Source organism: Micromonospora lupini str. Lupac 08 (assembly GCF_000297395.2).
GTDB classification, from domain to species: Bacteria; Actinomycetota; Actinomycetes; order Mycobacteriales; family Micromonosporaceae; genus Micromonospora; species Micromonospora lupini.
Window position 1 is genome coordinate 3,951,594 of sequence record NZ_HF570108.1, and the last position, 24,128, is coordinate 3,975,721.

At 74.9% G+C, this 24,128-nt stretch carries 19 protein-coding genes; 9 read left to right on the forward strand and 10 right to left on the reverse strand.

Features of this window, described 5'->3' with window-relative positions; all coding sequences use genetic code 11:
* Positions 1-263: 263 nt before the first annotated feature.
* Both MILUP08_RS19305 and MILUP08_RS19310 read right to left on the reverse strand, forming a co-directional pair.
* The gene (locus MILUP08_RS19305) at positions 264-1,034 is read right to left on the reverse strand and encodes a DUF5995 family protein (protein WP_007460677.1); all 771 of its coding nucleotides are present in this window, start codon (positions 1,032-1,034) and stop codon (positions 264-266) included.
* 135 nt (positions 1,035-1,169) lie between these two features.
* Complete coding sequence (locus MILUP08_RS19310) at positions 1,170-4,067, reverse strand: helix-turn-helix transcriptional regulator (protein ID WP_007460680.1); 2,898 nt, start codon at positions 4,065-4,067, stop codon at positions 1,170-1,172.
* A 192-nt stretch (positions 4,068-4,259) separates the two neighbouring features.
* On the opposite strand from MILUP08_RS19310, the gene MILUP08_RS19315 reads away from it, so the two are divergent.
* From MILUP08_RS19315 to MILUP08_RS19325, 3 genes are all read left to right on the forward strand, one after another.
* The gene (locus MILUP08_RS19315) at positions 4,260-6,614 is read left to right on the forward strand and encodes an adenylate/guanylate cyclase domain-containing protein (protein ID WP_007460682.1); all 2,355 of its coding nucleotides are present in this window, start codon (positions 4,260-4,262) and stop codon (positions 6,612-6,614) included.
* Positions 6,615-6,757: 143 nt separating this feature from the next.
* Positions 6,758-10,045, forward strand: a complete 3,288-nt coding sequence (locus tag MILUP08_RS19320; protein ID WP_039906297.1) for an ATP-binding protein — start codon at positions 6,758-6,760, stop codon at positions 10,043-10,045.
* Between the two features lie 83 nt (positions 10,046-10,128).
* Complete coding sequence (locus tag MILUP08_RS19325) at positions 10,129-10,818, forward strand: hemerythrin domain-containing protein (RefSeq protein ID WP_007460686.1); 690 nt, start codon at positions 10,129-10,131, stop codon at positions 10,816-10,818.
* 62 nt (positions 10,819-10,880) lie between these two features.
* Here MILUP08_RS19325 and MILUP08_RS19330 read toward each other — a convergent pair whose 3' ends face one another.
* The 3 genes from MILUP08_RS19330 to paaK all read right to left on the reverse strand — a co-directional run bounded on the left by MILUP08_RS19330 (position 10,881) and on the right by paaK (position 13,985).
* Positions 10,881-11,459 carry a dienelactone hydrolase family protein gene (locus tag MILUP08_RS19330; RefSeq protein ID WP_007460688.1) on the reverse strand — a complete coding sequence of 193 codons (579 nt, stop codon included), beginning with the start codon at positions 11,457-11,459 and terminating at the stop codon, positions 10,881-10,883.
* A 52-nt stretch (positions 11,460-11,511) separates the two neighbouring features.
* Complete coding sequence (locus tag MILUP08_RS19335; protein ID WP_007460690.1) at positions 11,512-12,618, reverse strand: nucleotide disphospho-sugar-binding domain-containing protein; 1,107 nt, start codon at positions 12,616-12,618, stop codon at positions 11,512-11,514.
* A gap of 62 nt (positions 12,619-12,680) precedes the next feature.
* A complete protein-coding gene (gene paaK / locus MILUP08_RS19340) occupies positions 12,681-13,985 on the reverse strand; it encodes a phenylacetate--CoA ligase PaaK (protein WP_007460693.1) in 1,305 nt (434 codons plus the stop codon).
* A gap of 207 nt (positions 13,986-14,192) precedes the next feature.
* Between paaK and MILUP08_RS19345 the strand changes: the two genes are divergently transcribed.
* The 6 genes from MILUP08_RS19345 to MILUP08_RS19370 all read left to right on the forward strand — a co-directional run bounded on the left by MILUP08_RS19345 (position 14,193) and on the right by MILUP08_RS19370 (position 19,248).
* Positions 14,193-14,951, forward strand: coding sequence for a class I SAM-dependent methyltransferase (locus MILUP08_RS19345; protein ID WP_039906300.1), 759 nt, complete (start codon positions 14,193-14,195; stop codon positions 14,949-14,951).
* Between the two features lie 28 nt (positions 14,952-14,979).
* Positions 14,980-15,459 (forward strand): fluoride efflux transporter FluC, encoded by a 480-nt coding sequence (locus tag MILUP08_RS19350; RefSeq protein ID WP_007460698.1) that lies wholly within the window; start codon positions 14,980-14,982, stop codon positions 15,457-15,459.
* The gene (gene crcB, locus MILUP08_RS19355) at positions 15,456-15,818 is read left to right on the forward strand and encodes a fluoride efflux transporter CrcB (protein ID WP_007460699.1); all 363 of its coding nucleotides are present in this window, start codon (positions 15,456-15,458) and stop codon (positions 15,816-15,818) included. Before MILUP08_RS19350 ends, crcB begins: the two co-directional genes overlap by 4 nt.
* 78 nt (positions 15,819-15,896) lie before the next feature.
* On the forward strand, positions 15,897-16,421 hold the full coding sequence (locus MILUP08_RS19360; RefSeq protein WP_007460700.1) for a PadR family transcriptional regulator: 525 nt from the start codon (positions 15,897-15,899) through the stop codon (positions 16,419-16,421).
* On the forward strand, positions 16,418-17,098 hold the full coding sequence (locus tag MILUP08_RS19365) for an ABC transporter ATP-binding protein (protein WP_007460701.1): 681 nt from the start codon (positions 16,418-16,420) through the stop codon (positions 17,096-17,098). The genes MILUP08_RS19360 and MILUP08_RS19365 overlap by 4 nt, the downstream gene beginning before the upstream one ends.
* On the forward strand, positions 17,095-19,248 hold the full coding sequence (locus MILUP08_RS19370; protein ID WP_007460702.1) for an ABC transporter permease: 2,154 nt from the start codon (positions 17,095-17,097) through the stop codon (positions 19,246-19,248). The genes MILUP08_RS19365 and MILUP08_RS19370 overlap by 4 nt, the downstream gene beginning before the upstream one ends.
* A 3-nt stretch (positions 19,249-19,251) precedes the next feature.
* On the opposite strand, the gene cobA is transcribed toward MILUP08_RS19370, so the two are convergent.
* The 5 genes from cobA to cbiT all read right to left on the reverse strand — a co-directional run.
* Complete coding sequence (gene cobA / locus MILUP08_RS19375; protein WP_007460703.1) at positions 19,252-20,928, reverse strand: uroporphyrinogen-III C-methyltransferase; 1,677 nt, start codon at positions 20,926-20,928, stop codon at positions 19,252-19,254.
* Positions 20,925-21,521 carry a precorrin-8X methylmutase gene (locus MILUP08_RS19380; protein WP_007460704.1) on the reverse strand — a complete coding sequence of 199 codons (597 nt, stop codon included), beginning with the start codon at positions 21,519-21,521 and terminating at the stop codon, positions 20,925-20,927. Before MILUP08_RS19380 ends, cobA begins: the two co-directional genes overlap by 4 nt.
* Positions 21,518-21,709, reverse strand: coding sequence for a DUF362 domain-containing protein (locus MILUP08_RS19385; RefSeq protein ID WP_007460705.1), 192 nt, complete (start codon positions 21,707-21,709; stop codon positions 21,518-21,520). The genes MILUP08_RS19380 and MILUP08_RS19385 overlap by 4 nt, the downstream gene beginning before the upstream one ends.
* Positions 21,697-23,451, reverse strand: a complete 1,755-nt coding sequence (gene cobJ / locus MILUP08_RS19390) for a precorrin-3B C(17)-methyltransferase (RefSeq protein WP_007460706.1) — start codon at positions 23,449-23,451, stop codon at positions 21,697-21,699. Before cobJ ends, MILUP08_RS19385 begins: the two co-directional genes overlap by 13 nt.
* Positions 23,448-24,128 (reverse strand): precorrin-6Y C5,15-methyltransferase (decarboxylating) subunit CbiT (cbiT, locus tag MILUP08_RS19395; protein WP_144057165.1); only part of this gene is annotated, 681 nt, incomplete at its 5' end. The genes cbiT and cobJ, both read right to left, overlap by 4 nt.

Genomic DNA, 24,128 nt, shown 5'->3' on the forward strand with positions numbered 1-24,128 from the left:
CACCGCGCCGGCCGGCGGCCCGTCCCGTAACCGCCGGCCGGCGCAGCGAGCCCGGCCCGCACCGGCTCCCCCGCCGCCGGCCGGCACCCCCCGGGCCGGCCGACGACGGCAGACGGTCGACACCCCCCGAGCCGACCGGCTGACTCCCCGCCGCCGCCCGGAGAACACCGGTCGAAAGGCGGGTGGGTGGAGCTGGTGGGGCGGACGCGCCCCCGCGCTCCGCCGCCCCCACACGGGCGGAGCGCGGGGACCCCCCGTCCCGGCTACTGCAGGAACGCCCCGAGGGGCGAGAGCAGCAACCGGCCGAGCGCCGCGGCGTTGTCGTCCAACCGCGTGCGCTCACACTCGCGGGCGTCCGGATCGTGCCGGCACCGCCAGATCTTCTGCGCGTTGCGCCAGGCGACATCGCGGGTGTACTCGACCAGTTCCCCCTGGTACCAGTCGTCGATGTCGCCGTTGAGCATGTCGATGAGCAGCTGCCACCGCTCCAGATAGCCTCGGCGCAGGCCGGGGATCTTGTCCGCGAAGATCTTGTTGATCTCGAGGTAGTCGTGGTGCTGGTCGGTGCCGTCGACCGGCTCCGACTCCAGATGGTCGAACGTCGTCACCAACGCGAACGGCAGGTCGAAGTTGATGTGCGCGTTCACACCGGCCGCCGCCGACGGCAACGGACGGGCGTCCGGCCCGCGCATCCGCGAGAACAGACACGACCACGCCTTCGGCGTGCCGGGGCTGGAGTCGGTCCACAACCGCAGGGCGTCGAAGTAGCGGGCCGCGAACTCGACGTCCAGCCGGGAGAGGAACACCGGGTCGACGAAACGGTCGTCGTACAGGCCGTCCAGCACGCTGCTGGTGATCGTCAGGTAGAGCCTGTTGAAGTCGGCGAGCGGGCAGCTCTCCTCAAGCGGCGGCAGCCGCACCAGCATGTCCTGGAGCTTGGTGAGGTGATCGACCACCGCCGGCACGTCCGCCGGGTGATCGGCGAGCAGGTCGACGATGTCCCGGTGCACGGGCCCCCAGACGGGTTCGGTCATCTCTCCTCCATAGTGGTCGTGACGCCCCCGGGACGCCGTCGACGGGGCTCAGCCTCTCAGCCGAGGCCCGCCGTCGGGATCAGTAGAACGACGTATCCCGGCGCGCACACGCGCCGGGGATACGTACCGGTGCCGTCAGCCGCGGGAGTTGCGCAGCATGATCGCGCTGGCCTGGACGCGGGTGCGGACCTGGAGTTTGTCGAAGATGTGCGACACGTGCACGCCGATGGTCCGTTCGCTGATGAACAGCCGCTGCCCGATCTCCCGGTTGGTCAACCCCTCCGCGACGAGCGCGAGCACCTCGCGCTCCCGCGCGGTGAGAGCCGCCAACTCGTCGTCGACCGGATCGGCCGACGCGGCGGCGCGCGCGCCGTCGGCGTCGCGCTCCTCAAGCGACACCCGGGCCCGCCCCGCCAGCTCCCGGATCTCCGAGGTCAACGGCACCGCGCCCAACCCCTGCGCCACCCGGTACGCCTCCCGCAGCAGCTTGCCGGCGGTGGCCACCCGACTGCGCCGGGCCAGCAGGGCCTCGGCCTGCCGGAGCCGGGAGTACGCCGCCGGATAGGGGTGGTTACGGCGGTCCCACTCGGCGACCGAGGTGGCCCACAGGTCCGGGTCGCTGCCGTCGAGGCGGCTCACCTCGGCGGCGCACAGGGCCAGGAAGCCCTCCACCACCGACCGCACCGGTCGGGCCGCTCCGGCGCTCTTGCGGGCCATCCGGTCGGCGACGTCGCGCAGCCGGCGCACGGCCGTCGGGTCCACGGCCACGGTGCGGCTGGCGTGCGCCTCCGCCTCGGCGCGCAGCCCGTGCCAGACCAGGGCGGACAGGATCATCACGTCGTCGGAGCGGCTCTCGGTGAGGCCGCGCTGCACCGCCAGCCGCGCCACGTCGTGCCGGCCCTCCCACATCGCCAACCCGGACCGCAGGGTGAGCAGCGGAATGACGTGTCGTGCCCCACCGCCGGCGAGCAGGGTCGCCACCGCGTCGAGGTCCCGGCTGGCGGCGTCGATGTCGCCGTAGCCCACCGAGAGCCGGCAGCGGGCGAGCAGCAACTCGACGGCGTCCGCGCCGGACGGTCGGTGCCGCAGGGCCGCGGCGACCACCTTCTCCGCCTCGGCCCACTGGCCCACCCGGAACAGCCCGTTGATGGCGATGGCCAGCAGTCGGGTGCCCCAGGTGCGACCCAGCCCCAGCTCGGCGACCCGCTCGGCACCCCGCCGTGCCACCACCACGCCCTCTTCGAGGATGTTCAGCGGCCCGGTCAGCAGCTCCGCCAGGTGCAGGTACGCGCAGGCCACGTCCTCGGGCTGGCCGGCGCGCTCGGCGGTGTCGAGGGCGTCGCGCATGACCGCCAGACCGGCGTCCGGGTCCTCCAGAAAGGCGTCGCTGAAGCCCAGCGCCGAGCTGGCCAGGACGACCTCGGTGGCGGAACCCTCCACGTTCTCGGCCAGCGCCAGCGCCTCCCGCGCCCGCTCGCCGGCGTCGGCGTAGCGGCCCAGGTGCAGCAGCAGTTCGGCCAGTCGCGCGGCGGCGGCGGCCCGGTCCCGCGGCGAGCAGTCCGCGGCCTCCAGCACCCGCTCGTACTCCTCCTCCGCGAGCGCCGAGCGCCCCGCGGCGGCCAGATAACGTGCCCGGCGGATGTGCAGCGCGCAGGTCGGCGCGCCGCCGCGCACCGCGGCCAGCTCCTCCAGCAGCGCCAACGCGCGGGCGTGCTCCCCGCAGTGGTGGGCCGCCTCGGCGGCGTTGCCGAGCAGGTCGATCCGGTCCACCTCCAGCGAGCCGGAGTCACCGGCCAGGTGCAACGCCGCCGTCCAGTGGCGGTGCGCCTCGGCGTAACCGTGCAGCCGCTCGGCCTCCTGGGCGGCGGCCACCGCCGCCGGCAACGCCCGCGCCGGCTCACCGGCCAGCCGCCAGTGATGCGCCAGCCGGGCCTGGTGCAGCTCGCCCGGCGCCGCGGTCAGCGCCTCGGCGTAGCGGCGGTGCAGCCCGGAACGCTCAGCCGGCAGCAGCTCGTGCGCCAGCACCTCGGCGACGAGGCGGTGCCGCAGCCGGTAGCCGTCGTCGGCGCCGACCAGCAGCCGGTGCGCGACCGCGGCACGCGCGGCGTCGATCAGCTCGTCCTCCGGCAGCCGCAACACCTCGGCCAGCAGCCAGTGCTGCACGGGCTCGACGCCCGCCGCGACGGCGTGCACCACGGCGTGCGCATGCTGCGGCAGGGCGTCGACCCGGTCGAGGAAGATCTCCCGCAGCGTCTCGGACAGCCCGTCCCGCCCGTCGCGCAGGTCGCGGGCCAACTCCTCGATGACGAACGGGTTGCCGCCGCTGCGCTGCCACACCTGCTCGGCCGCGTCGGGCGGGAGCGCCCGGCCGACCACCGCGGCGGCGAGCTGCTCGGTGCCGGCGCGGTCCAGCGGGGACAGGTCGAGCACCCGGACGGTCCGCAGCCGGCGCAGCTCGGTGAGCACCCGACGCAGCGGATGCGCGCCCTGCAACGACTCGGCCCGCACCGCGGCCAGCACGGACAGCTGGAGGTCACCGAGACCGGCCAGCAGATAGAGCAGGAGCTGCCGGGTGCTGCGGTCGACCCACTGGAGGTCGTCCAGGATCAGCACCAGCGGTCGCCCCTCGGCGATCAGGTGCAGGCCCCTGGAGACGCGCTCCAGCAGGGCGCCCGCGCCGTCCGGGCCGCCCGTCTCGTCGGCGAACATCTGCAACAGCCCGCGTACCGCCGAGGACGTGCGCGCCTGCGCGGCGGACAGGTCCGCGTCGAAACGCCGCAGCGCCTGCAGCAACGGGTGCAACGGCGAGGCGTCGCCGATGTCCAGGCAACTGCCGGTCAGCACCAATGCGCCCTGGTCGCGCAATCGGGCACCGATCTCACCGAGGAGGCGGGTCTTACCCACTCCGCTCTCACCGGTCAGGAAGACGGCGGCCGTCTGCCCCTGTGCCACGTCACCGAGCAGCGCCGACCGAACCGTCTGCACCAGCTCGGCCCGGCCGACGAGCGGTGCGGTGTCCACATCGCTGGCCATGGGACGCAGCCTAATCACACGCCCCCGTACCGTTCTACGGCCATCTGCCGCTTGTGGTACTCCTCGCGTCGACATTGCGACTAATGGTTGCGAGTGGCCGACATACGTCGTTCTGCCGATCCCCCGTCAGCCCAGGGGTGCGAATCTCCGAGGGTCGTCAGCCATCAGCGGGGGAAGGACCGGTGCGCACCCATGATCACTAGCGTCGCCGACACGCAGCGGACCGACCGCCCACACTGGCCGGTGCCCGAGGAGCGACGGACGGTCACCGTGCTGTTCGCCGACATCGTCGGCTCCACCGCACTTGTCGACCGGCTCGACCCGGAGGACGTCCGCGCGTTGCAACGGGCGTACTTCGACACGGTCGCCGACGTGCTGCGCCGCTGGCACGGGGTGGTCGAGAAGTACGTCGGCGACGCCGTGATGGCACTGTTCGGCGCGCGACACTCGGACGGCTTCGACGCGTACCGGGCGGTGCGGGCGGGGCTGGAGATCCAGGCCGCGCTGGACCGCCGGCCGATCCTCGGCGACATCACGCTGCGGGTCCGCGTCGGGGTCGCCACCGGCGAGGCGGTGGTCGACCTGGGCGGCGCGGTCAGCGGCGGCCACGGCGTGGCCAGCGGCGCGGTGATCACCACCGCGGCGCGCCTGCAGGAGTACGCCGCACCCGGCGCCGTCGCGCTCTGCGCCGCCACCGCGCGGGCCACCGCCGGTCTCATCGTGCAGCGTCAACTGGCGCCGGTGCCGGTCGCCGGCCGGGTGCCGCCGATGGCCGTGTGGCACGCCGCCGGCCTGGCGCGACCGGGCGCCGGCCGGCACGACGGCCCGCTGATCGGGCGCCGCCGCGAGCTGGCCGGCATCACCGACCAGGTGATGCGGGCCCTGCATGAGCGCGACCCGCGCTGGTTGTCCCTGGTCGGCCCGAGCGGCAGCGGCCGCAGCCGACTGCTGCACGAGCTGGCCCGCGCGCTGCGCACGGTGGACGGAATGCCGGTGCGCTGGTGCGTGGTGGGCTGCCCGCCGTACCCCGACCAGGTGCTCGCGCCGATCGCCGACCTGGTCCGCGGTGTCGCCGGCATCCGCCGCGGCGACGGCCCGGCGACGGTCCGCGACCGCCTGACCGACACCCTGACACCGCTGTACCCGGCGGGCCGGATCGCGGGGGCGGTGGCGGCGCTGCAAGCGCTGCTGACCACCCCGGACGGTTCGGCCGGAGCGCTGGCCGCCGCGGCGATCTGTCGGGACGCGCTGCTACGCCTGGCCGCCCACCGGCCGCTCGTCGTCGCCGTCGACGACGTGGACCGTGCCGCGCCCGCCGTGAGCCGCTTCCTGCACGGGCTGTTCGCCGCGGCGGCGGCGCGCGGGCTGCCGCTGGCGGTGCTCACCGTGCATCAGCCGCAGTGGGCCGACACCCGACCCGGGCCGGCCCGCCGGGTGCCCATCCGTCCCCTGGCCACGGTGCAGTCCGGGCGGCTGTTGCGCCACCTCCTGACCCGCGCCGGGCAGACGGTGGCCCTGGTCGACCGGCTGCTCCCGCTGGCGGGCGGTCGGCCCGGGCACGCCGCCGCGTACGTGGCGTCGATCGCGGCGGGCGCGGACCCGACGGCGCTTCCCGACTCGGTCCGCCGCCACACCGACGCCGAGCTGGACCGGCTCGACGGCGAGCGGCGGGCGGTGCTGATGGCCGCCGGCACCCTCCCCGGCGTGCTCTCCGGCGCCGCCGTCGACCGGGCGCTCGGCTGGACGCCGGGGCGGTCCGCTCCGCTGCTGCGCGCCCTCGTCGCCGCCGGACTGCTGCGCCAGGACCACACCCGCGGGTACGCGTTCGTCGCACCGACGCTGCGCCAGGTCGCCGCCGAGCGGCTTCCGCGTGCGATGCGCGCCGTGTTCGCCGGACGGGCGGCCGCGTCCCCGCCCGGCGTCGCGCACCCCGGCGCTGACCGACGCACCCAGCTCCGGCGCAACGCCGGCCGGTCCACCGTCCGCGCCGCCGCCGACCGCACGGCCGCCAACCGTGCCGTCGCCACGCACGCCACCCCCATGCGCGCCGCCGCCAACCGTGCCACCGCCGTTCACGATGGCGCCGTACCTGTCGGTGCCGGCGCGGTCGGCACCGGCCCGGTCGAATCCGGCCCGGTGGAAGCCGGCGCGGTCGGCACCGTAGTGGGCGGCGCCGGTGGTGGCTGGTCGGTGGGGAACGCCGAGATCGTCCGCCTCGACGCGGTTCGCGCCCGGGCCGGCGGCCTCGACACCCGCTTCGCGGCACCGCCCTCCGGCTCCGTCGGCCCGGCTTGGCGACACCGACGCGTCCGCACCCCCACGATGGCCACCCCACCAGCCGCCCCGACGCGCGGGAGCGACAGTCCACCCGTCCCGCGCCGACTCCGAGCGGTCGCGTCGGCCGGCGACGTCCCGCCGACCGCGACGAGCCATCGGCCGCCCACTGTCGTCGAGCGGCCGCTGCCGTCGATCCGCGCGGCCGGCGCGCGTGTCGTTCCCCGTCCACCGTCGGCACGCCGGTCGGACGGCCTGGCCGCCTCGGCCTGACCGCGGCAGGCCCGCGTCGACAACGGACGCGTCGACGGCCGCCCCCGGCGAGGATCGTGATGGTGACGCCACGATATCGCCACGTCAGGGGTTCGGCGGGAGAGGAGAGCCGCCCGGCGCGGGTGACTAGGATTGGCGCAGTCATGCTGCTACGGGTGCTCGGGCCGCTCGAGGTCGAGGTCGACACAGGCGGACCGGTCGACCTCGGCGGCCCCCGCCAACGCGCCGTTCTCGCGCTGCTGCTGGCGGCGCGCGGCGAGGTCGTCTCCGTCGGCCGGATGATCGAGGAGCTGTGGCGGGGTGACGCGCCACCCCGGGCGATCGTCTCCCTCCAGGCGTACGTCTCGCACCTGCGCCGCGTGGTCGAGCCGGCCCGCGAGCGCCGCGCGCCGGCGCGGGTCCTGGTCACCGTGCCACCCGGGTACGCGCTGCGGGTGCCCGCCGACGCGCTGGACGCCGGTCGGTTCGAGGCGCTCCTGATCGAGGCCCGCTCGGTGAGCCTCGCCGACCCGGAGCGCGCACGCCCGCTGCTGCGCGCCGCGCTCGACCTGTGGCGTGGCCCCGCGTACGCCGAGTTCGCCGCCGAGCCGTGGGCGCAGTCGGAGGTGCTGCGGCTGGAGGAGCTGCGTCTCGTCGCCCGGGAGCTGCTGCTCGACGTGACAGTGCGCTGCGGCGACGCGGCCGAGGCGGTGCCGGAGGCGGAGCTGCTGACCCGGCAGGCGCCGCTGCGGGAGGAGGGCTGGCGGCTGCTGGCGTTGGCGTTGTGGCGTACCGGTCGGCAGGGGGACGCGCTCGCCGCGCTGCGCAGGGCGCGGGCGACCCTGGCCGACCAGCTCGGCCTGGACCCGGGCCCGGCGTTGGCCGAGGTGGAGTCCGCGATCCTGGGCCAGCGCCTCGATCTGCTCCCACCGGTGGTCGAGAGGGCGCGCGTGGACGCCGGGCGACCGGCGGCGGAGAGGGTGTTCGTCGGGCGGGAGGCCGAGCTGGCCACTCTTGGGCGGGCCGCCGCCGAGGCGGAGGTGAGCGGGCCGCGCGTCGCGCTGCTCAGCGGAGAGCCCGGTGCCGGCAAGACCAGTCTGCTCACCCGGTTCCGGGAGGAACTGGACGCCCGCGGCTGGCTGGTCGCCCTCGGCCGCTGCCCCGAGGTGGAGGGTGCCCCGCCGGCCTGGGCGTGGGTCGAGGCCCTGCGGCAGCTCGCCGCGCAGGCGCCGCCGGGTGATCTCGCGCCGGCGCTCGCCCCGCTGCTCGGTGAGGCCGCGGGCGAGGCGGGCGGCGACGTCACCGCCGGCCGGTTCCGGCTGCACCGCGCCGTCGCCGCCTGGTTGACCGCCGCGGCGGCCGGCAGACCCGTCGCCGTCGTCCTCGACGACCTGCACGCCGCGGACGCGGAGACGCTGCTGCTGTTGCAGAGCGTGACCGAGGTGACCGCCGGCGCCGTGCTGTTCGTCGCGGCGTTGCGGCCCGCCGACAACCCCGAACGGCTCGCCGACACCATGGCCGTCCTGGCCCGCCGCTCCCCCCACCGGATCCAGCTCGGCGGCCTGACGACGTCCGAGGTCGAACGGCTGCTCGGCGCGCTGGCCCGGATCACAGTCGACCCGCAGACGGTCACCGCGCTCACCGAACGCACCGGCGGCAACCCGTTCTACGTCCGGGAGTCGGCGCGGCTGCTCGCCGCCGAGGGCACCCTCGTCGCCACCTCCGACGTGCCCGAGGGCGTACGCGACGTGCTGCGTCGACGGCTCTCCCGCCTGCCGTCGGCGGCGGTCTCGGTGCTGCGCCTCACCGCGGTCGTCGGGCGGGAGGCGGACGTGCGGACACTCGTCGACGCCGCCGGCACCGACGAGGGCGAGGTCCTGCACGCGCTGGAAGCGGGGTTGAGCGCCGGCCTGCTCACCGAACCGGCGCCGGGGCGGGTGCGGTTCGTGCACGGCCTGGTCTGCGACACCATCTACACCGACCTGCCGCAGTTGCGCCGCACCGGCCTGCACGCCCGGATCGCCGCCGCCACCCGCCGGCTGAGCCCCGACGACTACCCGGCCCTGGCCCACCACTACGTCCGCGCCGCGTCGGCCGACACCGCGCCGCTCGCCGTCGACTACGCCGTCCGCGCCGCCGAGCTGGCGGAGCGGCGGTACGCGTACGACGCCGCGATCGAGCTGCTCGGCAACGCCGTCGAAGCCGCCGAGACGGTCGGCGGGGACCGCGACGCGCTGCGGGTCGACCTGCTGGGCCGGCTGCTGCGCGCCCAGGCGCGGGCCGGTGCGGTGGCCGCCGCCCAGCAGACCCGGACCCGGGCCGTCGACATCGCCGTCGCGTCGGACCGGGACGAGCTGCTGGTCGCGGCGTTCACCGCGTGGACCGTCCCCAGCCCGTGGCTGAGACACGAGTACGGCGCGGTGGCCCACCGGGTCGTCGAGCTGCTCGCCCGGCTGCTGCGTGCCGACGACCTCGACCCGGTCACCCGCTGCCGGCTGCTCGACGCGCTCGCCACCGAGCTGGACGGCGAAGCGGACCCCCGCGGTGCGGCGGCCGGGCGGGAGGCGCTGACGATCTCCCGAGGGCTCGACGATCCCGAGTTGCGCGCCCTCGGGCTGGCGGCCCGGCTCCGCACCATGAGCTACGAGTCGGAGGCGCCGCAGCGCCGGGAGCTGGCGCTGGAGCTGCGTGACCTCGCCGACGAGCACGGGCTGGTGAGCTACCAGTGGGTCGCCGAGCAGGTGCTCGGGCACGCCGCCGCCGCGCTCAACGAGCCGGCGGAGCTGCGCGCCAGTGTGACCCGGCAGGGGCGACTGGCCCAGACGTACCAGCTGCACGAGGCCCAGGTGCTCCACCTGTGCTCACTCGCCGCGCTCGCGCACATCGCCGGCGACTTCGAGGCCGCGCGGCGGCACTACGACGAGGTCGCCGCGCAGATGCGGCGACAGGGCTCGCTGCACGCCGAGGCCTTCCACTACTTCGCCGTGGGGACGCTGCTGATCAGCCAGGGACGCTTCGGCGAGCATGTGGAGGCGACCCGGCGGGTACGCCGGCTGCTGGGGCCGATCGTGGACGACCTGCTGGCGTTGGCGCTGATCGGCAGCGGCCGGGCGGACGAGGCGCGGGCGCTGCCGTTCGGCAGGCACACCTACCGCCCGGACTACTTCGAGTCGGCGCTGCTGAGCGTGCGCGCGATGGTCATCGTGGCGCTGGGTCGACGGGACCTGGCGCAGCCCGTGATCGACGCGCTGCTCCCGGTTCGTGACCAACTGGCCGGTTTCTCCACCACGGCGGCCGTGGTGCGGCCGGTCGCGCTGACGCTCGGGGAGCTGTTCCGCCTGGTGGACCGCCCCGAGGAGGCGGCACGGCACTTCCGGCTGGCGGCCAGCGTGGCGTGCCGGTGGGAGTCGCCGCACTGGCTGGCCGAGGCCGAGGCGGCCCTGGCCGACTGAGCGAGCCTCCGGTTCCAAGCCGCTTCCAAGTGCCGACACACATGATCGACGTGTTGACCCACTAGGCCCTTGGAAAGGTCACCGTGAACCAGAACCACCAGGAAGCCATGGCCGACGTCCGCGACATGTACATGGTGCACATCCTGTTCCGTCGCGAGTTCGGTCTGCTTCCGCAGCTCGTCCGGGGCGTACGTCCGGGTGACGTGAAGCGCGCGGAGGTCGTCGGCGCCCACGCCGCGCTGATGTGCCAGCAACTGCACCTGCACCACGAGGGCGAGGACATCTTCCTGTGGCCGCTGCTCGCCGAGCGCGGAGGGGCCGAGGCGGCCGCTGTCGTGCCGACGATGCAGGCACAGCACCACGCCATCGAGCAGGCGTACGAGGCGGTGGTCGCCCTGCTGCCCGACTGGCGTCGGACCGGACGCGACGGCGCCGAGGTGGCCGAGGCGCTGGAGCGTCTCCGCGCCGCGGCGACCGAGCACATGGCCATGGAGGAGGCCGAGATCCTGCCGCTGGCGCAGAGGTACGTCACCGCTGCGGAGTGGGCGAAGCTCGGCGAGCACGGGTTGCGCGACACCCCGAAGAAGCATCTGCCGCTGACCTTCGGCATGGCGATGTACGAGGGTGACCCCGAGGTGATCAAGGCGGTGCTCGCGCATGCCCCGCTGCCGGCGCGACTGCTCATGCCGGTCCTGGCGCCCCGGCTGTACGCGACGCACGCCAAGCGCGTCCACGGCACCGCCACTCCCCCGCGCATCGGCGCCACCCGCTGAGTCGAGGCGACCTTGGACAGCACAGTTCACGGATGACGGAAACTGTCCAAGATCTCGGCGATCTACCGCGCCGTCGAGTCGGTGGCGAGCAAGGCCAGCACCCGCGACCAGGCCGCCTCGGCGGCGTCCGGGGCGTACTCGGCGAGGTCCGGGTCGGTGAACAGGTGCCCGGCGCCGGGATAGCGGAACACCGTCAGGTCGGCACCGGCGTCGGTCATCGCCGCCTGCCAGTCGTCCACCTCCTCCGACCCGTCGTACGGGTCCGGGTCGGCGAGGTGCAGCTGCACCGGCAGGCCGGGCCGGACCGCGTCCGGTGCGCCACCGCTGCCGTGCAGCAGGAGCAGGCCGGCGGCGTCGGGGCGCTCGGCGAGCAGCGCCCCGGCGACGCCCGCGCCCATCGAGAACCCGGCGAGGACCGTCTGCGGCGGCAGGTCGGCCAGCGCCGCCCGGGCCCGGTCGAGCACCACGTCGTGGCCGATCTTGTCGAGCAGCGCGAAGCCCTCCTCGACGGTGTCGGCGGCCGGAACGCCGTACAGATCGGGGGCGGTGACCAGGTGCCCGGCGGCGCGCAACCGGTCGGCGGCGGCACGGACGGCGGGCCGCAGCCCGTACACGGAGTGGAACAGCACGACGTGTCGCATCAGGCCATCCTGCCGCAGCCGGGCGCGGGCCCGGCGGTGGCACGCGGGGGCGTCAGACCAGCGCCGCCAGCCGGGCCACCACTGCCGTCGGCGGTGGCATCGCGGCGATCTCCTGGCTGACCTGCGCGGCGGCCGCGCGCAGGCTCTCGTCGGTGAGCAGCCGGGTCAGCGTCCGCGCGGTGATGTCGGCCGGACGCAGCGCGAGGCCGGCGCCCCGGCGGGCCACCAACTCGGCGTTGTGCCGCCGGTCCCCCGGACCAACCGTGGCCAGTTGCGGCAGGCCGGCGGCAAGGGCGCCGAGGACGCTGCCCGCCCCGCCGTGGTGCACAAGCGCGGCGCTCGCCGGCAGCGCCTCGTCGAGCGGGATCCAGTCCACCACCCGGACGTTGGCGGGCAGCGAACGAGCCGAGCGCCCGTCGGGCCGTACCAGCACGATCTCGGCGTCCACCTGGGCCGCGGCGGCCACCACGGCGGGCATCGGCCCCCGGTCGCCGGGGCCGGTCAGGGTGCTGCGGGTGACCAGGATCCGGGGGCGCTCGCCCGGCTCGCGCAGCCAGGCCGGCAGCTCACCGCCGCCCACGTAGGACGTGTAGCGCATCGGCCAGCCGTGCTGGGCTGCCACGCTGGGCGGGGCCACGGCGAGGGCGGCGGCGGGTGGTGGCAGCTCCGCGAGGCCGTGCCGGCGCAGCGCGGCCCCGAGCCGGGCGGTGGTCGCGCGGGCCAGGTCCTGGCCGTCGAAGAGGGCGTTCTCCTGGCGTACGGCCGGCAGGTCGAGCCGCGCCGCCGCCACCGCGCCGGCGACCGCGAACGGCTCGTGCACCACCAGATCCGGGCGCCACTCGGTGGCCAGCGCGACGACCGGGTCGGTGAGCTGGTCGTTGAGGGCGCCGAAGAGCAGCCCGGCTCCCCGGGTGCCGGCGGTGCCGGCCATCTCGGCGCGCGCGATCAGCGGGTGGCGGGCGAAGACCCGCCGCGCGATCCGGCCGAACTCGAAGCCCGGCGCGACGTCGTGCACGGCCAGGCCGGCGTCGGCGGCGGCCATCGCCCCACCGCCGGTGGCGACCAGCACGTCGTGGCCGGCGTCGCGCAGCGCGACCGCGAGCGGCACCAGGGGGAAGACGTGTCCGACGAGCGGGGCGGAAACCACCAGCACGCGCATGCTGCGGATCCTATGTCGACGCTGCTGGGCGCGCTGGCCCGTCGACCACGCGCCGATCGCCGTCAGCCGCCGCGCTTGTCGACGATGCGGCGCATCTTGCCCATCGACCGTTCCACCGAGTCGGGGGCGAGCACGTCCACCGCGACGCTCACCCCGATGGTGTTCTTCACCAGTTCGACCACTGTCGCGCCGGCCCGCTCGGCGGCGTCCACGGCGACCCCGACGCGCCGCTCCACCCGTACGGTGAGGGTGTCCAGCCGGCCCTGCCGGTCGAGGACGCACTGGAAGTGCGGCGACAGCTGCGGCGTACGCAGGATCAGCTCCTCGATCTGCGTGGGAAAGACGTTCACCCCGCGCACGATCATCATGTCGTCCGTCCGGCCGGTGATCTTCTCGATCCGGCGCATCGGTCGCGCGGTGCCGGGGAGCAGGCGGGTGAGGTCCCGGGTGCGGTAGCGCACGACAGGCATCGCCTCCTTGGTGAGCGAGGTGAGCACCAGCTCGCCCCGCTCGCCGTCGGGCAGCACCGCCCCGGTGACCGGGTCGATGATCTCCGGGTAGAAATGGTCCTCCCAGAGGTGCAGCCCGTCCTTGGTCTCGACGCACTCGGTGGCCACGCCGGGGCCCATCACCTCGGAGAGCCCGTAGATGTCGACCGCGTGGATGTCCAGCCGCTGTTCCATCTCGCGGCGCATGTCCTCGGTCCACGGCTCCGCGCCGAAGATGCCGACCCGCAGCGAGGTGGTGCGGGGGTCGACGCCCTGGCGCTGCATCTCGTCGACGATGGCGAGCATGTAGCTGGGCGTGACCATGATGACCTCGGGTTCGAAGTCGCGGATCAGCAGCACCTGTCGTTCGGTCATGCCGCCCGAGACCGGGATGACCGTGCAGCCCAGTTCCTCGGCCCCGTAGTGGGCGCCCAGACCGCCGGTGAAGAGCCCGTAGCCGTACGCGACGTGCACCCGGTCGCCGGGACGGCCGCCGGAGGCGCGGATGGACCGGGCCATCAGCCGGGCCCAGGTCCGCAGGTCGTCGCGGGTGTAGCCGACCACTGTGGGTCGGCCGGTGGTGCCGGAGGAGGCGTGCAGGCGGGCGACCTGTTCCCGGGGTACGGCGAACATGCCGAACGGGTAGTTGTCGCGCAGCTCCGCCTTGCCGGTGAACGGGAAGCGGGCCAGGTCGTCGAGGTCCCGGCAGTCGTCGGGGTGCACCCCGGCGGAGTCGAACGCCCGGCGGTAGTGCGGCACATTGTCGTACGCGTGCCGCAACGACCAGCGCAGCCGTTCGCGTTGCAGGGCACGCAGCTCGTCGACGTCGGCGCGCTCGATCGGCTCCAGCTCTTCCGGACGAGGGGTGCGGTCCTGCATCGCCTGCCTCCTTGCGCGACGGTCCCGGTGCGGGCTGCGGGTACCGTACGCCGGCCGTCGGCCGAAGGCGCGAGGTGAGGGGCGCCGGGTCGGGCGGGAGGCCCGACCCGGCGTCACTCCGATCATCGCCCCGCCATCATCCTGCAATTGCAAAAGATGTGCAACAAGGTCTGGACCGGAGCCGTCCAAGTAACTAGCCTGATCGGTATGAGTCCTTACACCTTGGATCCGTCGGCATGGCAGGAGAGCTGGGACCGCCAGCAGGAGGCCTACCTACCGGACCGGGAACACCGCCTCGCCACCATGCTCGACGCCGTCGACGCGGTCCTCGACGGCCGACCCCCGCGCCTGCTCGACCTGGCCGGCGGCACCGGCACCATCTCGCTGCGGACGCTGGCGCGCTTCCCCGACGCCGAGGTGACGTTGGTGGACCTCGACCCGGCGCTGCTCGCCATCGCCGGCGCGTCGCTGGCCGGCCGGGCCACCATCGTCACCGCCGACCTCGCCACAGCCGGCTGGCGCTCGGCACTCCCCCACTCCGAGTACGATGCCGTCCTCACCGCGACCGCCCTGCACTGGCTGCCGGCCGACCGGCTCCGCGCGCTCTACGCCGAGCTGCGCGACGTGCTGCGGCCGGGTGGGATCTTCGTCAACGCCGATCACATGCCCGACGACACGCTGCCGGAGCTGACCAAACGACTGCTGGACCGTTCGCGGGACCGGCGCAACGCCCGCTACGCCGCCGGCGCGGTGCTGTCCTGGTCGGACTGGTGGGAGCGGGCGGCGGCCGACCCGACGCTCGCCCCGCTTGTCGCCCAGCGGCACGCCATCTACCCGACCGGGCACAGCCCGGAGTGGAACCCGCCGGTCTCCTGGCATCTGGCGGCGCTCACCGAGGCCGGGTTCGGCGAGGTCGGCACGGTGTGGCGCGGTGGTCCGGACGCCGCGGTCGCGGCGGTACGCTGACCAGCACCCCTGCTGGTAGGAAGGACCCGTGTCAGAGCCCTTCGAGCCGCGTACCGACCCCGACGTCGACTTGCGTGTCCCCGCCGACCGACGGGAGTTGACCGCCCGTCCCGCGACGGTGCTGGCCACGATCGCGGCCGGCGGGGTCCTCGGCGCGCTGGGCCGGGCCGGTCTGCAGCACGCCGCCCCACACACGCCCACCGGTTTTCCCTGGGCGACGTTCGGCATCAACGTGTCCGGCTGCCTGCTGATCGGCGTGTTGATGGCGACGCTCGGGCACCTCGGCGGCGGGCACCCGCTGATCCGCCCGTTCCTCGGGGTCGGGCTGCTCGGCGGGTTCACCACCTTCTCCACCTACGCCGTGGACGTCCAGCAGGCGCTCGTGGCGGGCGCACCGGGGGTCGCGCTGGCGTATCTGGCCGCGACGGTGCTCGGGGCGCTCGTCGCGGTCGGGCTGGGCGACGCCGTCACCACCGGCCTGCTGCGGCGCGGGACGGCGGCCCGATGAGCGTGCTGCTCATCGCGCTGGGGGCGGCCGTCGGCGCACCGCTGCGCTATCTCACCGACCGGGCCGTGCAGTCCCGGCACGACTCGGCGTTTCCCTGGGGCACGCTCACCGTCAACGTGGTCGGCTCGCTGCTGCTCGGCGTCCTCGTCGGTGCGCCAGTCGGCCCCGCGGCCAGCGCACTGCTCGGCACCGGTTTCTGCGGCGCCCTGACCACCTACTCCACCTTCAGCTACGAGACGCTGCGCCTGACCCGGGGCGGTCACCGCCTCCTCGCGCTGGCCAATGTCGTGGGCAGCGTCGCCGCCGGGCTCGCCGCAGCCGCCGCCGGCTACGCCCTGGCCCGCGCCCTGGCCGGCTGACCTGCGAAAGCCGCGCCCTGAACCGGGAGCACACCGGGGGTATATACGCGAGGTATACCCCCGGTGTAGTCTTCTGGCATGAGCGTGCCACTGACCCTTCTCGGCCTCCTCGAACGGGAGCCCAGCCACGGCTACGACCTGAAGCGCGACTACGACGCCTTCTTCGGCCGGGGCAAGCCACTGCCGTTCGGCCAGGTCTACTCCACCCTCAGCCGCCTGGCCCGCGACGGAAAGGTGGTGATCAGCGACGTCGCGCCCGGCTCCGGCCCCGACCGCAAGCGCTACGTCATCACCGACGTCGGCGCCACCGAGGTCGAGCAGTGGCTCACGCAGCCGGTCGACCCCGAGCCGCACCTGCAGACGGTGCTCTTCGCCAAGGTCGTGCTCGCCCTGATGCTCGACCGTCCCGCCGCCGAGTACCTCGACACCCAGCGCAGCGCCCACCTGCACCGGATGCGCGAGCTGACCGAGATCAAGCGCGCCGGCAGCCTCGTCGACGCCCTGCTGGCCGACCACGGCCTGTACCACCTGGAGGCGGACCTCCGGTGGATCGAGATGACCGGCGCCCGCCTGGACGCCCTGCGCAAGGAGGTACGGCGATGACCGTCGTGATCGAGGCCCGCGACGTGGAGTTCGCCTTCGGTCAGACGCCAGCCCTGCGCGGCGCGAGCGTCGCCGTGGAAGCGGGCGAGATCCTCGCCATCATGGGCCCCAGCGGGTCGGGCAAGTCCACCCTGCTGCACTGCCTGGCCGGCATCCTCGTGCCCGACGCCGGCGAGGTCCTCTTCGACGGGATCCGGGTCGACGCACTCGCGGAGACCCAGCGCAGCAGCCTGCGCCGGGACCGGTTCGGCTTCGTGTTCCAGTTCGGCCAGCTCGTCCCCGAGCTGACCGCGGCGGAGAACGTCGCGCTGCCGCTGCTGCTCAGCGGCGTACACCGGAAGCAGGCGCTGCCCAGGGCGTACGCCTGGTTCGCGCGCCTCGGCCTGGACGGCCTGGAGCAGCGGCGCTCGGGTGAGCTGTCCGGCGGGCAGGCGCAGCGCGTCGCCCTCGCCCGGGGCATGGTCACCGAGCCGCAGGTGCTCTTCGCCGACGAGCCGACCGGCGCGCTCGACTCACTCACCGGCGAGCAGGTCATGGACCTGCTGGTCGGCGCCGCCCGCGAGCAGGGCACCACTGTCATCCTGGTGACCCACGAACCCCGGATCGCCGCGTACGCCGACCGCGAGGTCATGGTCCGCGACGGGCGCGTGAACGCGCCGGACCGGATCGCCTCATGATCCGCTTCGGGCTCCGCCTCGCCGTGGCCGGCGGCCGTGAGGCGCTCACCCGCCTGCTCGTCATCGCCGCCGCCGTCGCGATCGGCAGCGGGCTGCTGCTGACCACCCTGGCCGGGGTCAACGCGGTGAACGCCCAGCTCACCCGGTACGCCTCGATGTATCCCAACGCCTCCGCCGGTGACGCCGACCCGCTGTGGTGGTCGACCCGCCAGGACTACTTCCACGGCAAGCAGATCATCCGGATCGACGTCGCCGCGACCGGGCCGAGCGCACCCACCCCGGTCGGTGTCCCGACCACTCCGGGGCCGGGCGAGTACTACGCCTCGCCCGCGTTGCGGGACCTGCTGGCCGCCCACCCGGCCGACCAACTGGGCGACCGCTACCCGGGACGTGACCTCGGCACCGTTGGCCCGGCCGCGCTGACCTCACCGGACACCCTCCTCGTCATCGCGGGCGGCACCCCCGAGCAGGTCGCCAAGCTACCCGCTGCGAAGCAGGTCACCAGCGTCGGCGACACCCCCGCCCTCCCCGAGACCACCGTGGACCTCATCCTGGGCGTCATCGCCGGCGGGCTGCTGTTTCCGGTGTTGATCTTCATCGGCACTGCCACCCGACTCAGCGCGGCCCGCCGGGAGCAGCGCTTCGCCGCGATGCGTCTGGTCGGCGCGACACCCCGGCAGATCTCGACGGTCGCCGCCGTGGAGGCGACCGCCGCCGCCGTCGCCGGCACCGCCGTCGGCTTCGGCCTGTTCTACGCCTTCCGCGACCCCCTCGCGAGCATCCCGTTCACCGGCATGCCGTTCTTCCCCGACGACATGTCGCTGGGCGTGCTGAACGTCCTGCTCGTGGCGCTCGGCGTCCCGGCCGGCGCGGCGGTGGCTGCCCAGGTCTCGCTGCGCCGCGTACGGATCTCGCCGCTGGGCGTGACCCGGCGGGTAACCCCCCGCGCGCCGCGCGCGTACCGGCTGATCCCGGCCCTGCTCGGTGTCGCCGTGCTGTTCTTCGCCATCGGCTTCAAACCGGAAACCTCCGACGGCCAGACTGCGGTGTTCCTGCCCGGCCTGCTGCTCATCATGGCCGGCCTGGTCTTCGCCGGCCCGTGGCTGACGATGGTCGGCGCCCGGGTCATGGCCCGGTACGCCAACCGCCCGGCCACACTCATCGCCGCGCGACGCCTCGCCGACAACCCGAAGGCCGGCTTCCGGGCCATCAGCGGCATCATGCTCGCGCTCTTCGTGACGAGCGTGGCCGTCGGCGTGATCACCACGATCGTCGCCAACCGGGGTCCAGCACCCGTCGGCTCGACCGAGGCGGGACAGGTGTCTCTCTACCTTCCTGACGATGCACCGGCGGCGCCTGACACGCTCTTCACCGGGCTTCGCTCGATCAACGGCGTGCGGTCCGCGACCGCGGTGCGCGAGAACCCGGACCGGATGAACGCCGGCGAACCCGGCCTGATCGCGTGCACCGACATCCCGAGGGCGTACGGCCGGTGCGCCGAGGGGGCCACCGTCGCCGAGGTCGCGACGGGCCTCATCCCCTTTCGGGAGTCGGCGTCGTCCGCCAGAGTCTGGCCCGCCGCGTCGGTCCCACTCGGCGATCTACAACAGCTCCCGGTGATGTCGATCGTCGTCGACACGGACGGTTCCGCCGCCGCCATCGAGCGCACCCGCACGGTGCTGGAGGTCGCCTTCCCGACCTTCTGGACGGGGGCGAACGTGCCCGGCGACTTCGAATCGGACTTCGCGAACACGCTGCGCGGCTGGGAACAACTGGCGAACGTCGTCATCATCGCCAGCCTCGCGCTCGGCGGATGCAGCCTCGCGGTGAGCGTCATCGGCGGTCTCACCGAGCGTCGGCGTCCGTTCAGCCTGCTGCGCCTCAGCGGCGCGCCGGTACGGGTCCTGCGTCGGGTGGTGGCGTTGGAGAGCGCCGTGCCGATGCTCGCCGTCGCCGCCGTCGCCATCGGGATGGGCCTGCTCGCCGCGCACCTGTTCCTGCGGGCACAGATGCACTACACGCTGATCGCGCCGGGGCCGCGCTTCTACGTGATCGTGGTCGTCGGACTGGTCGCCTGCCTCGGCGTCATCGCCTCCACGATGCCGCTGCTGGAACGCATCACCGGGCCGGAGACCGCCCGCAGCGAGTAGCCGTCAGGTGCTCGGCCCGGTGGTGAGGGCGACCACCGGGCCGAGCACGAAGACGGCGGGCGGGCCGATGCCCTCCCGGGCGGCGACCGCGCCGATCTCGTCCAGCCGAGCCGGCACGGACCGCTGACCGGGCAACCCGGCGTCCTGCACGGCCAGCACCGGAGTCTCCGGAGCGCGACCGTGCTCGATCAGCACCGTCGCGATCTTCGCGATGGTGTCGACTGCCATCAGCAGCACGACGGTCCCCCGGGCTCGGGCCAGCGCCGCCCAGTCGACGAGCGAGTCGGGATGCCCGGGCGGCAGGTGCCCGGAGACCACCGTGACGTCGTGCGCCACGCCCCGGTGCGTGACCGGCACGCCGGCGAGCGCCGGCGCGGCGAGGGCGCTGCTCACCCCGGGAACCACCGTCACCGGAACCCCGGCCGCCACGCAGGCCTGCACCTCCTCGTGGCCGCGTCCGAAGACGTACGGGTCGCCGCCCTTGAGCCGGACCACCCGGCGGCCGGCGCGGGCGTGCGACACCAGGGCCGCGTTGATCGCCTCCTGAGCCATCGACGGGCCACGGGGCACCTTCGCGGCGTCGACGACCAGCACGTCGGGGCGCAGTCCGGCGAGCAGCCCCTGCGGAGCCAACCGGTCGACCACCACCACATCGGCGGCGTCGAGCAGAGCCTTGCCGCGTACCGTGATCAGGTCGTCGGCTCCGGGCCCGCCGCCGACCACGGCGACCGAACCGTGGTCGTGGCCATGATCGTGGTGGTCGTGCCCGTGATGATGGTGGTGGCCGACCGGGTCGTCGGGGTGGTCGTGCGGGCGCTGCGGGCGGCCCACCTTGTCGGCGAAGCCGGGCATCAGCACCCGGTACGCGCAGGTGTCGCAGTTCATCCGGATGTCCCCGCCCAGCGCCTCGGCGTGGCGTTCGAGCACCAGGTCGGCGAGGGCGTCGCAGTCGCCGATCACCTCGGCCACCCGCACGTCCAGGTCGGGGTGGGCGGCGGCGAACTCCGCCGACTGGGCGACGATCCGGTCCGGCAGCACCCCGGCGAACAGGAAGTACGGCGCGACGACGATCCGCCGCGCGCCGAGGCGGCGCAACCGGTCCAGCACCGCCGGCACCGACGGCTCGGCCAGGGAGATGAAGCCCGGCTCGACGCCCGCGTAGCCACGCCCTTCCCAGAGCAGCCGGGCGACCTTGGCCACCTCGGCGTTGGCGTCCGGGTCGGTGGACCCCCGGCCGATCAACGCCACCCACGTGCCGGCCCGGTCGGCGCCGGCCGGCGAAGGGTCGGCCAGCGCGGCGCCGGCCGGCGAGGTCTCGGCCAGCGCGGCGTCGATGCGCTGTGCGAGGGCATCGTGCAGCAGCGGATGCGGGCCGAGCGGACGACCGTAGCGGTAGGTCAGCCCGGGATGCCGCTCCTGTTCCCGCGCCATCGCGGCGGGGATGTCACCCTTGCCGTGCCCGGCGGCGGTGAGCACCAGCGGCAACGCCACAAGCGCCCGGTGCCCGCGGGCGACGAGCGCGCCGACGGCGTCGGTGAGCGGTGGGCGGGACAGCTCGATGAAGCCGCCCTCGACGTCACCGATGTCACCGCGACGGCGGACCCGCTCGACGAGCGCCGCGAACTGGTCGACCCCGGCCGCGCTGCGCGTGCCGTGCCCGACGATGACCAATCCGGTCATGACTTCTCCTCGGTGTAGAGCAGGGCGTTGAGGGCGGCGGCGGCGACCGCCGAGCCACCCTTCTCGCCCACGTTTGACACCCCGGGCAGGCCGCTGGCCCGCAACGCCGCCTTCGACTCCGCGGCGCCCACGAAGCCGACCGGCAGGCCGACGACAAGCGCGGGCGCGGCGTCCAGGGTGAGCAGTTCGACAAGTGCGGTGGGCGCGCAACCGACCACCCACACCGCGCCGGGGCCGACCCGGTCCAGCGCGATCCGCACGGCGGCCGCCGCTCGGGTGATGCGGGCCGCGCGGCCCAGCTCGGCGGCGGCCGGCTCAGCCACCGGACAGACCAGTTCCAGACCGGCCCGGGTGATGCCGGCGGCGACCATCGCCACGTCGGTGACCACCGGGGCCCCGGCGCGCAACGCCGCCAGCCCCGCTTCCAGGGCGGTCTCGTCGCAGACCAGCTCGTCGACGTACGCGAGGTCGGCGCTGGCGTGCACCACCCGCTCGGTCACCGCCCGGGTCAGCGGCGGCAGGTGCGACAGGTCGACGCGCTCGCGCAGGATGCGGTACGACTCCGCCTCGATCGGATGCACCATCCTGCTCATCGGGCTCCTTCCTGAGGGTCGAGCACGCGGATCGCGTCGACCGGGCAGATCTCCAGGCACTCCAGGCAGCCGGTGCAGCGGTCGGCGCGTACCGTCAGGCCGCCGGCGACCGGCCGGATCGCGTGCGTGGGGCAGGTCAGCAGGCAGGCGCCGCAGCCCTGGCAGGCGTCGATGGTCACGAGCGCCACCGGTACCCCCGGGGTGTGACCATCCGGCCGGCGACCAGCCGGGTGTCGCTGCTGCCGACGACCACGACGCTGTACATGTCGACCACCGCCGGATCAAGGGTGGCGAGGGTCGCCAGGTGCACCCGCTCGCCGGGACGGCTGGCGTTGCGCACCACGCCGACCGGGGTGTCCGGTGGCCGGTGCGCGGCGAGGATGCCGAGCGCCTTGCCGAGCTGCCAGTCGCGCGCCCGGCTGCGCGGGTTGTAGAACAGCGCCACGAAGTCGCCCTCGGCAGCGGCTGTCACCCGCCGCTCGATGACCTCCCACGGTGTGTGCAGGTCGGACAGGCTCACATAGGCGTGGTCGTGGCCCAGCGGAGCGCCGAGCAGCGCTCCGGCGGCGAGGGCGGCGGTCACCCCGGGCACGCCGACCACGTCGATCCGCTCGTCGGCGTACTCCAGGGCGGGGCTCGCCATCGCGTACACACCGGCGTCGCCGGACCCGACAAGCGCGACCGCCCGGCCGGCGGCGGCCTCCGCGACGGCGGCGCGGGCGCGGGCCTCCTCGGCGCCCAGCCCGCTGGACAGCACCCGGGTGCCCGGCCGCAGCACGTCGCGCACCTGGTCGAGGTACTGGTCGAGGCCGACCACCACCGCCGCACGACGCAGCTCCGCCACCGCGCGCGGGGTCCGCAGGTCGGTGGCGCCCGGCCCGAGGCCGACGACGGCCAGCCGGCCGCGCGGCGCGTGCCGGGCCACCGCCACTGTCGCCATCGCCGTCGCGGTCTTCCCGACCAGCAACGTCGCGTCGTCCGGCCGGCCGTCCGGGCCGAGCAGCGCCGCGGCCTCCGCGACGCTCGGCGTGCCGACCGCGGCCCGGACCACCTCGCTGGGATGCGGCACATCGACCGCCGCCAGGCGCGTCGCCGGCCAGGTCACCAGGGGTACGCCGAGCGCGTCGGCGGTGCTCAGGATGCCCACCTCGTCGGCTTTGACATCGGCGCTGGCCAGGCAGCGCAGGCTCGCCGGGTCGAGGCCGGCCTCGGCCAGCACCCGGTGCAGCAGCTCGGTCACCTCGGCGGCCGGTACACCCCGACTCGCGCCGACGCCGGCGACAAGCGACGGGGGCCGCAGCACGGCGGTCCGCTCGTCGAGGGGCACCACCCGATCGGTGACCAGCAGACGGTATCCGGCGGCCCCGCCGTCGGCGGCGGCGTTGTCGGCGGCGGCGTTGTCGGCGGCGGCGCGCACGTTCGGCGGCAGGGCGGGCAGCGGCCAGGCGGCGTCGGCGATCAGCTCGACCGGTTCGCCGTCCAGGATGGCCCGGGACACGGCGGCTACCGCGCCCTGCACCGGCCAGCCGAGGGTGTCCAGGCCGGGCAGATCGACCGCGTCGGTGGCGGTGGTGATCACCGGGCGGGCGTCCAACAGGGCGCCGACGGCCTCGGCGAGGTCGTTGCCGCCGCCGGCGTGACCGCCGAGCAGCGCGACTGCGTGTCGGGCCGCCTCGTCGACGACCACCACGGCCGGGTCGGTGTGCTTGTCACCGAGCAGCGGCGCGACGATGCGTACCACCGCGCCGGTGGCCAGGAACGCCACCACGGCGTCGTACCGCGCCCAGGCGGTCCGCAGCGCGTCGGCGACGGTGTCCCCCTCGACCAGCCGGGCGTGCGGCCACGCGGCGGTCAGGGTGTCGGCGTGCCGGCGGCCGGCGGCGGTGGCCGCCACCAGGCCGATCCGGGCGGGCGGGTTCTGGTCGGTCACTGGCGCTCCCCGGTGAGGACGACCACCGGGTTGGTGGCCGCGAGGCGGATCGACCCGCCGGGCAGGTCGGCGAGGCGGGCCGCGGAGAGCTGGCTGCCCTCGACGGCGTAGCCGGCGGCGCGCAGCAGGCCCACGGCCGGCGCGACGCGGTCCAGCGCGGCCAGGGTGAGCACCACCCGCTCGGGTCGGCGGGCCATCACGGCGGGCAGGACGTCGACGCCGCCCCCGCCGACGAAGACCGCGTCCGGCTCGGGCAGCCCGGCCAGCGCCGCCGGGGCCCGTCCGACGACGACCCGGACGGTGACGGCGTGTGCCGTGGCGTTGGCCCGGATCGTCGCGGCACTGGCGGCGTCCTGCTCGACGGCGAGCACTGCCGCACCGAGCAGCGCGCACTCGATGCCGACCGAGCCGCTGCCCGCGCCGACGTCCCAGATCAGCCGGCCCAGGCGGGGCCGCAGTCGGGCGACGACGAGGGCGCGTACCTCCGACTTGGTGATCATGGAGTCGCGGTGGGCGTACCGGCCCTCCGGCAGCGCCCAGCCGCCGGCCGGCGCGGCGGCCGGCTGGTTGTCGGAGCGCATCCCGCCGGGCGCGATCCGACCGGCTGCGGCGTCGGCGGGCGCGGAGTCAGTCGGCGCGGCGGCGGGCGCGGGGCCGGCGGGCGCGGCGTCGGTGTC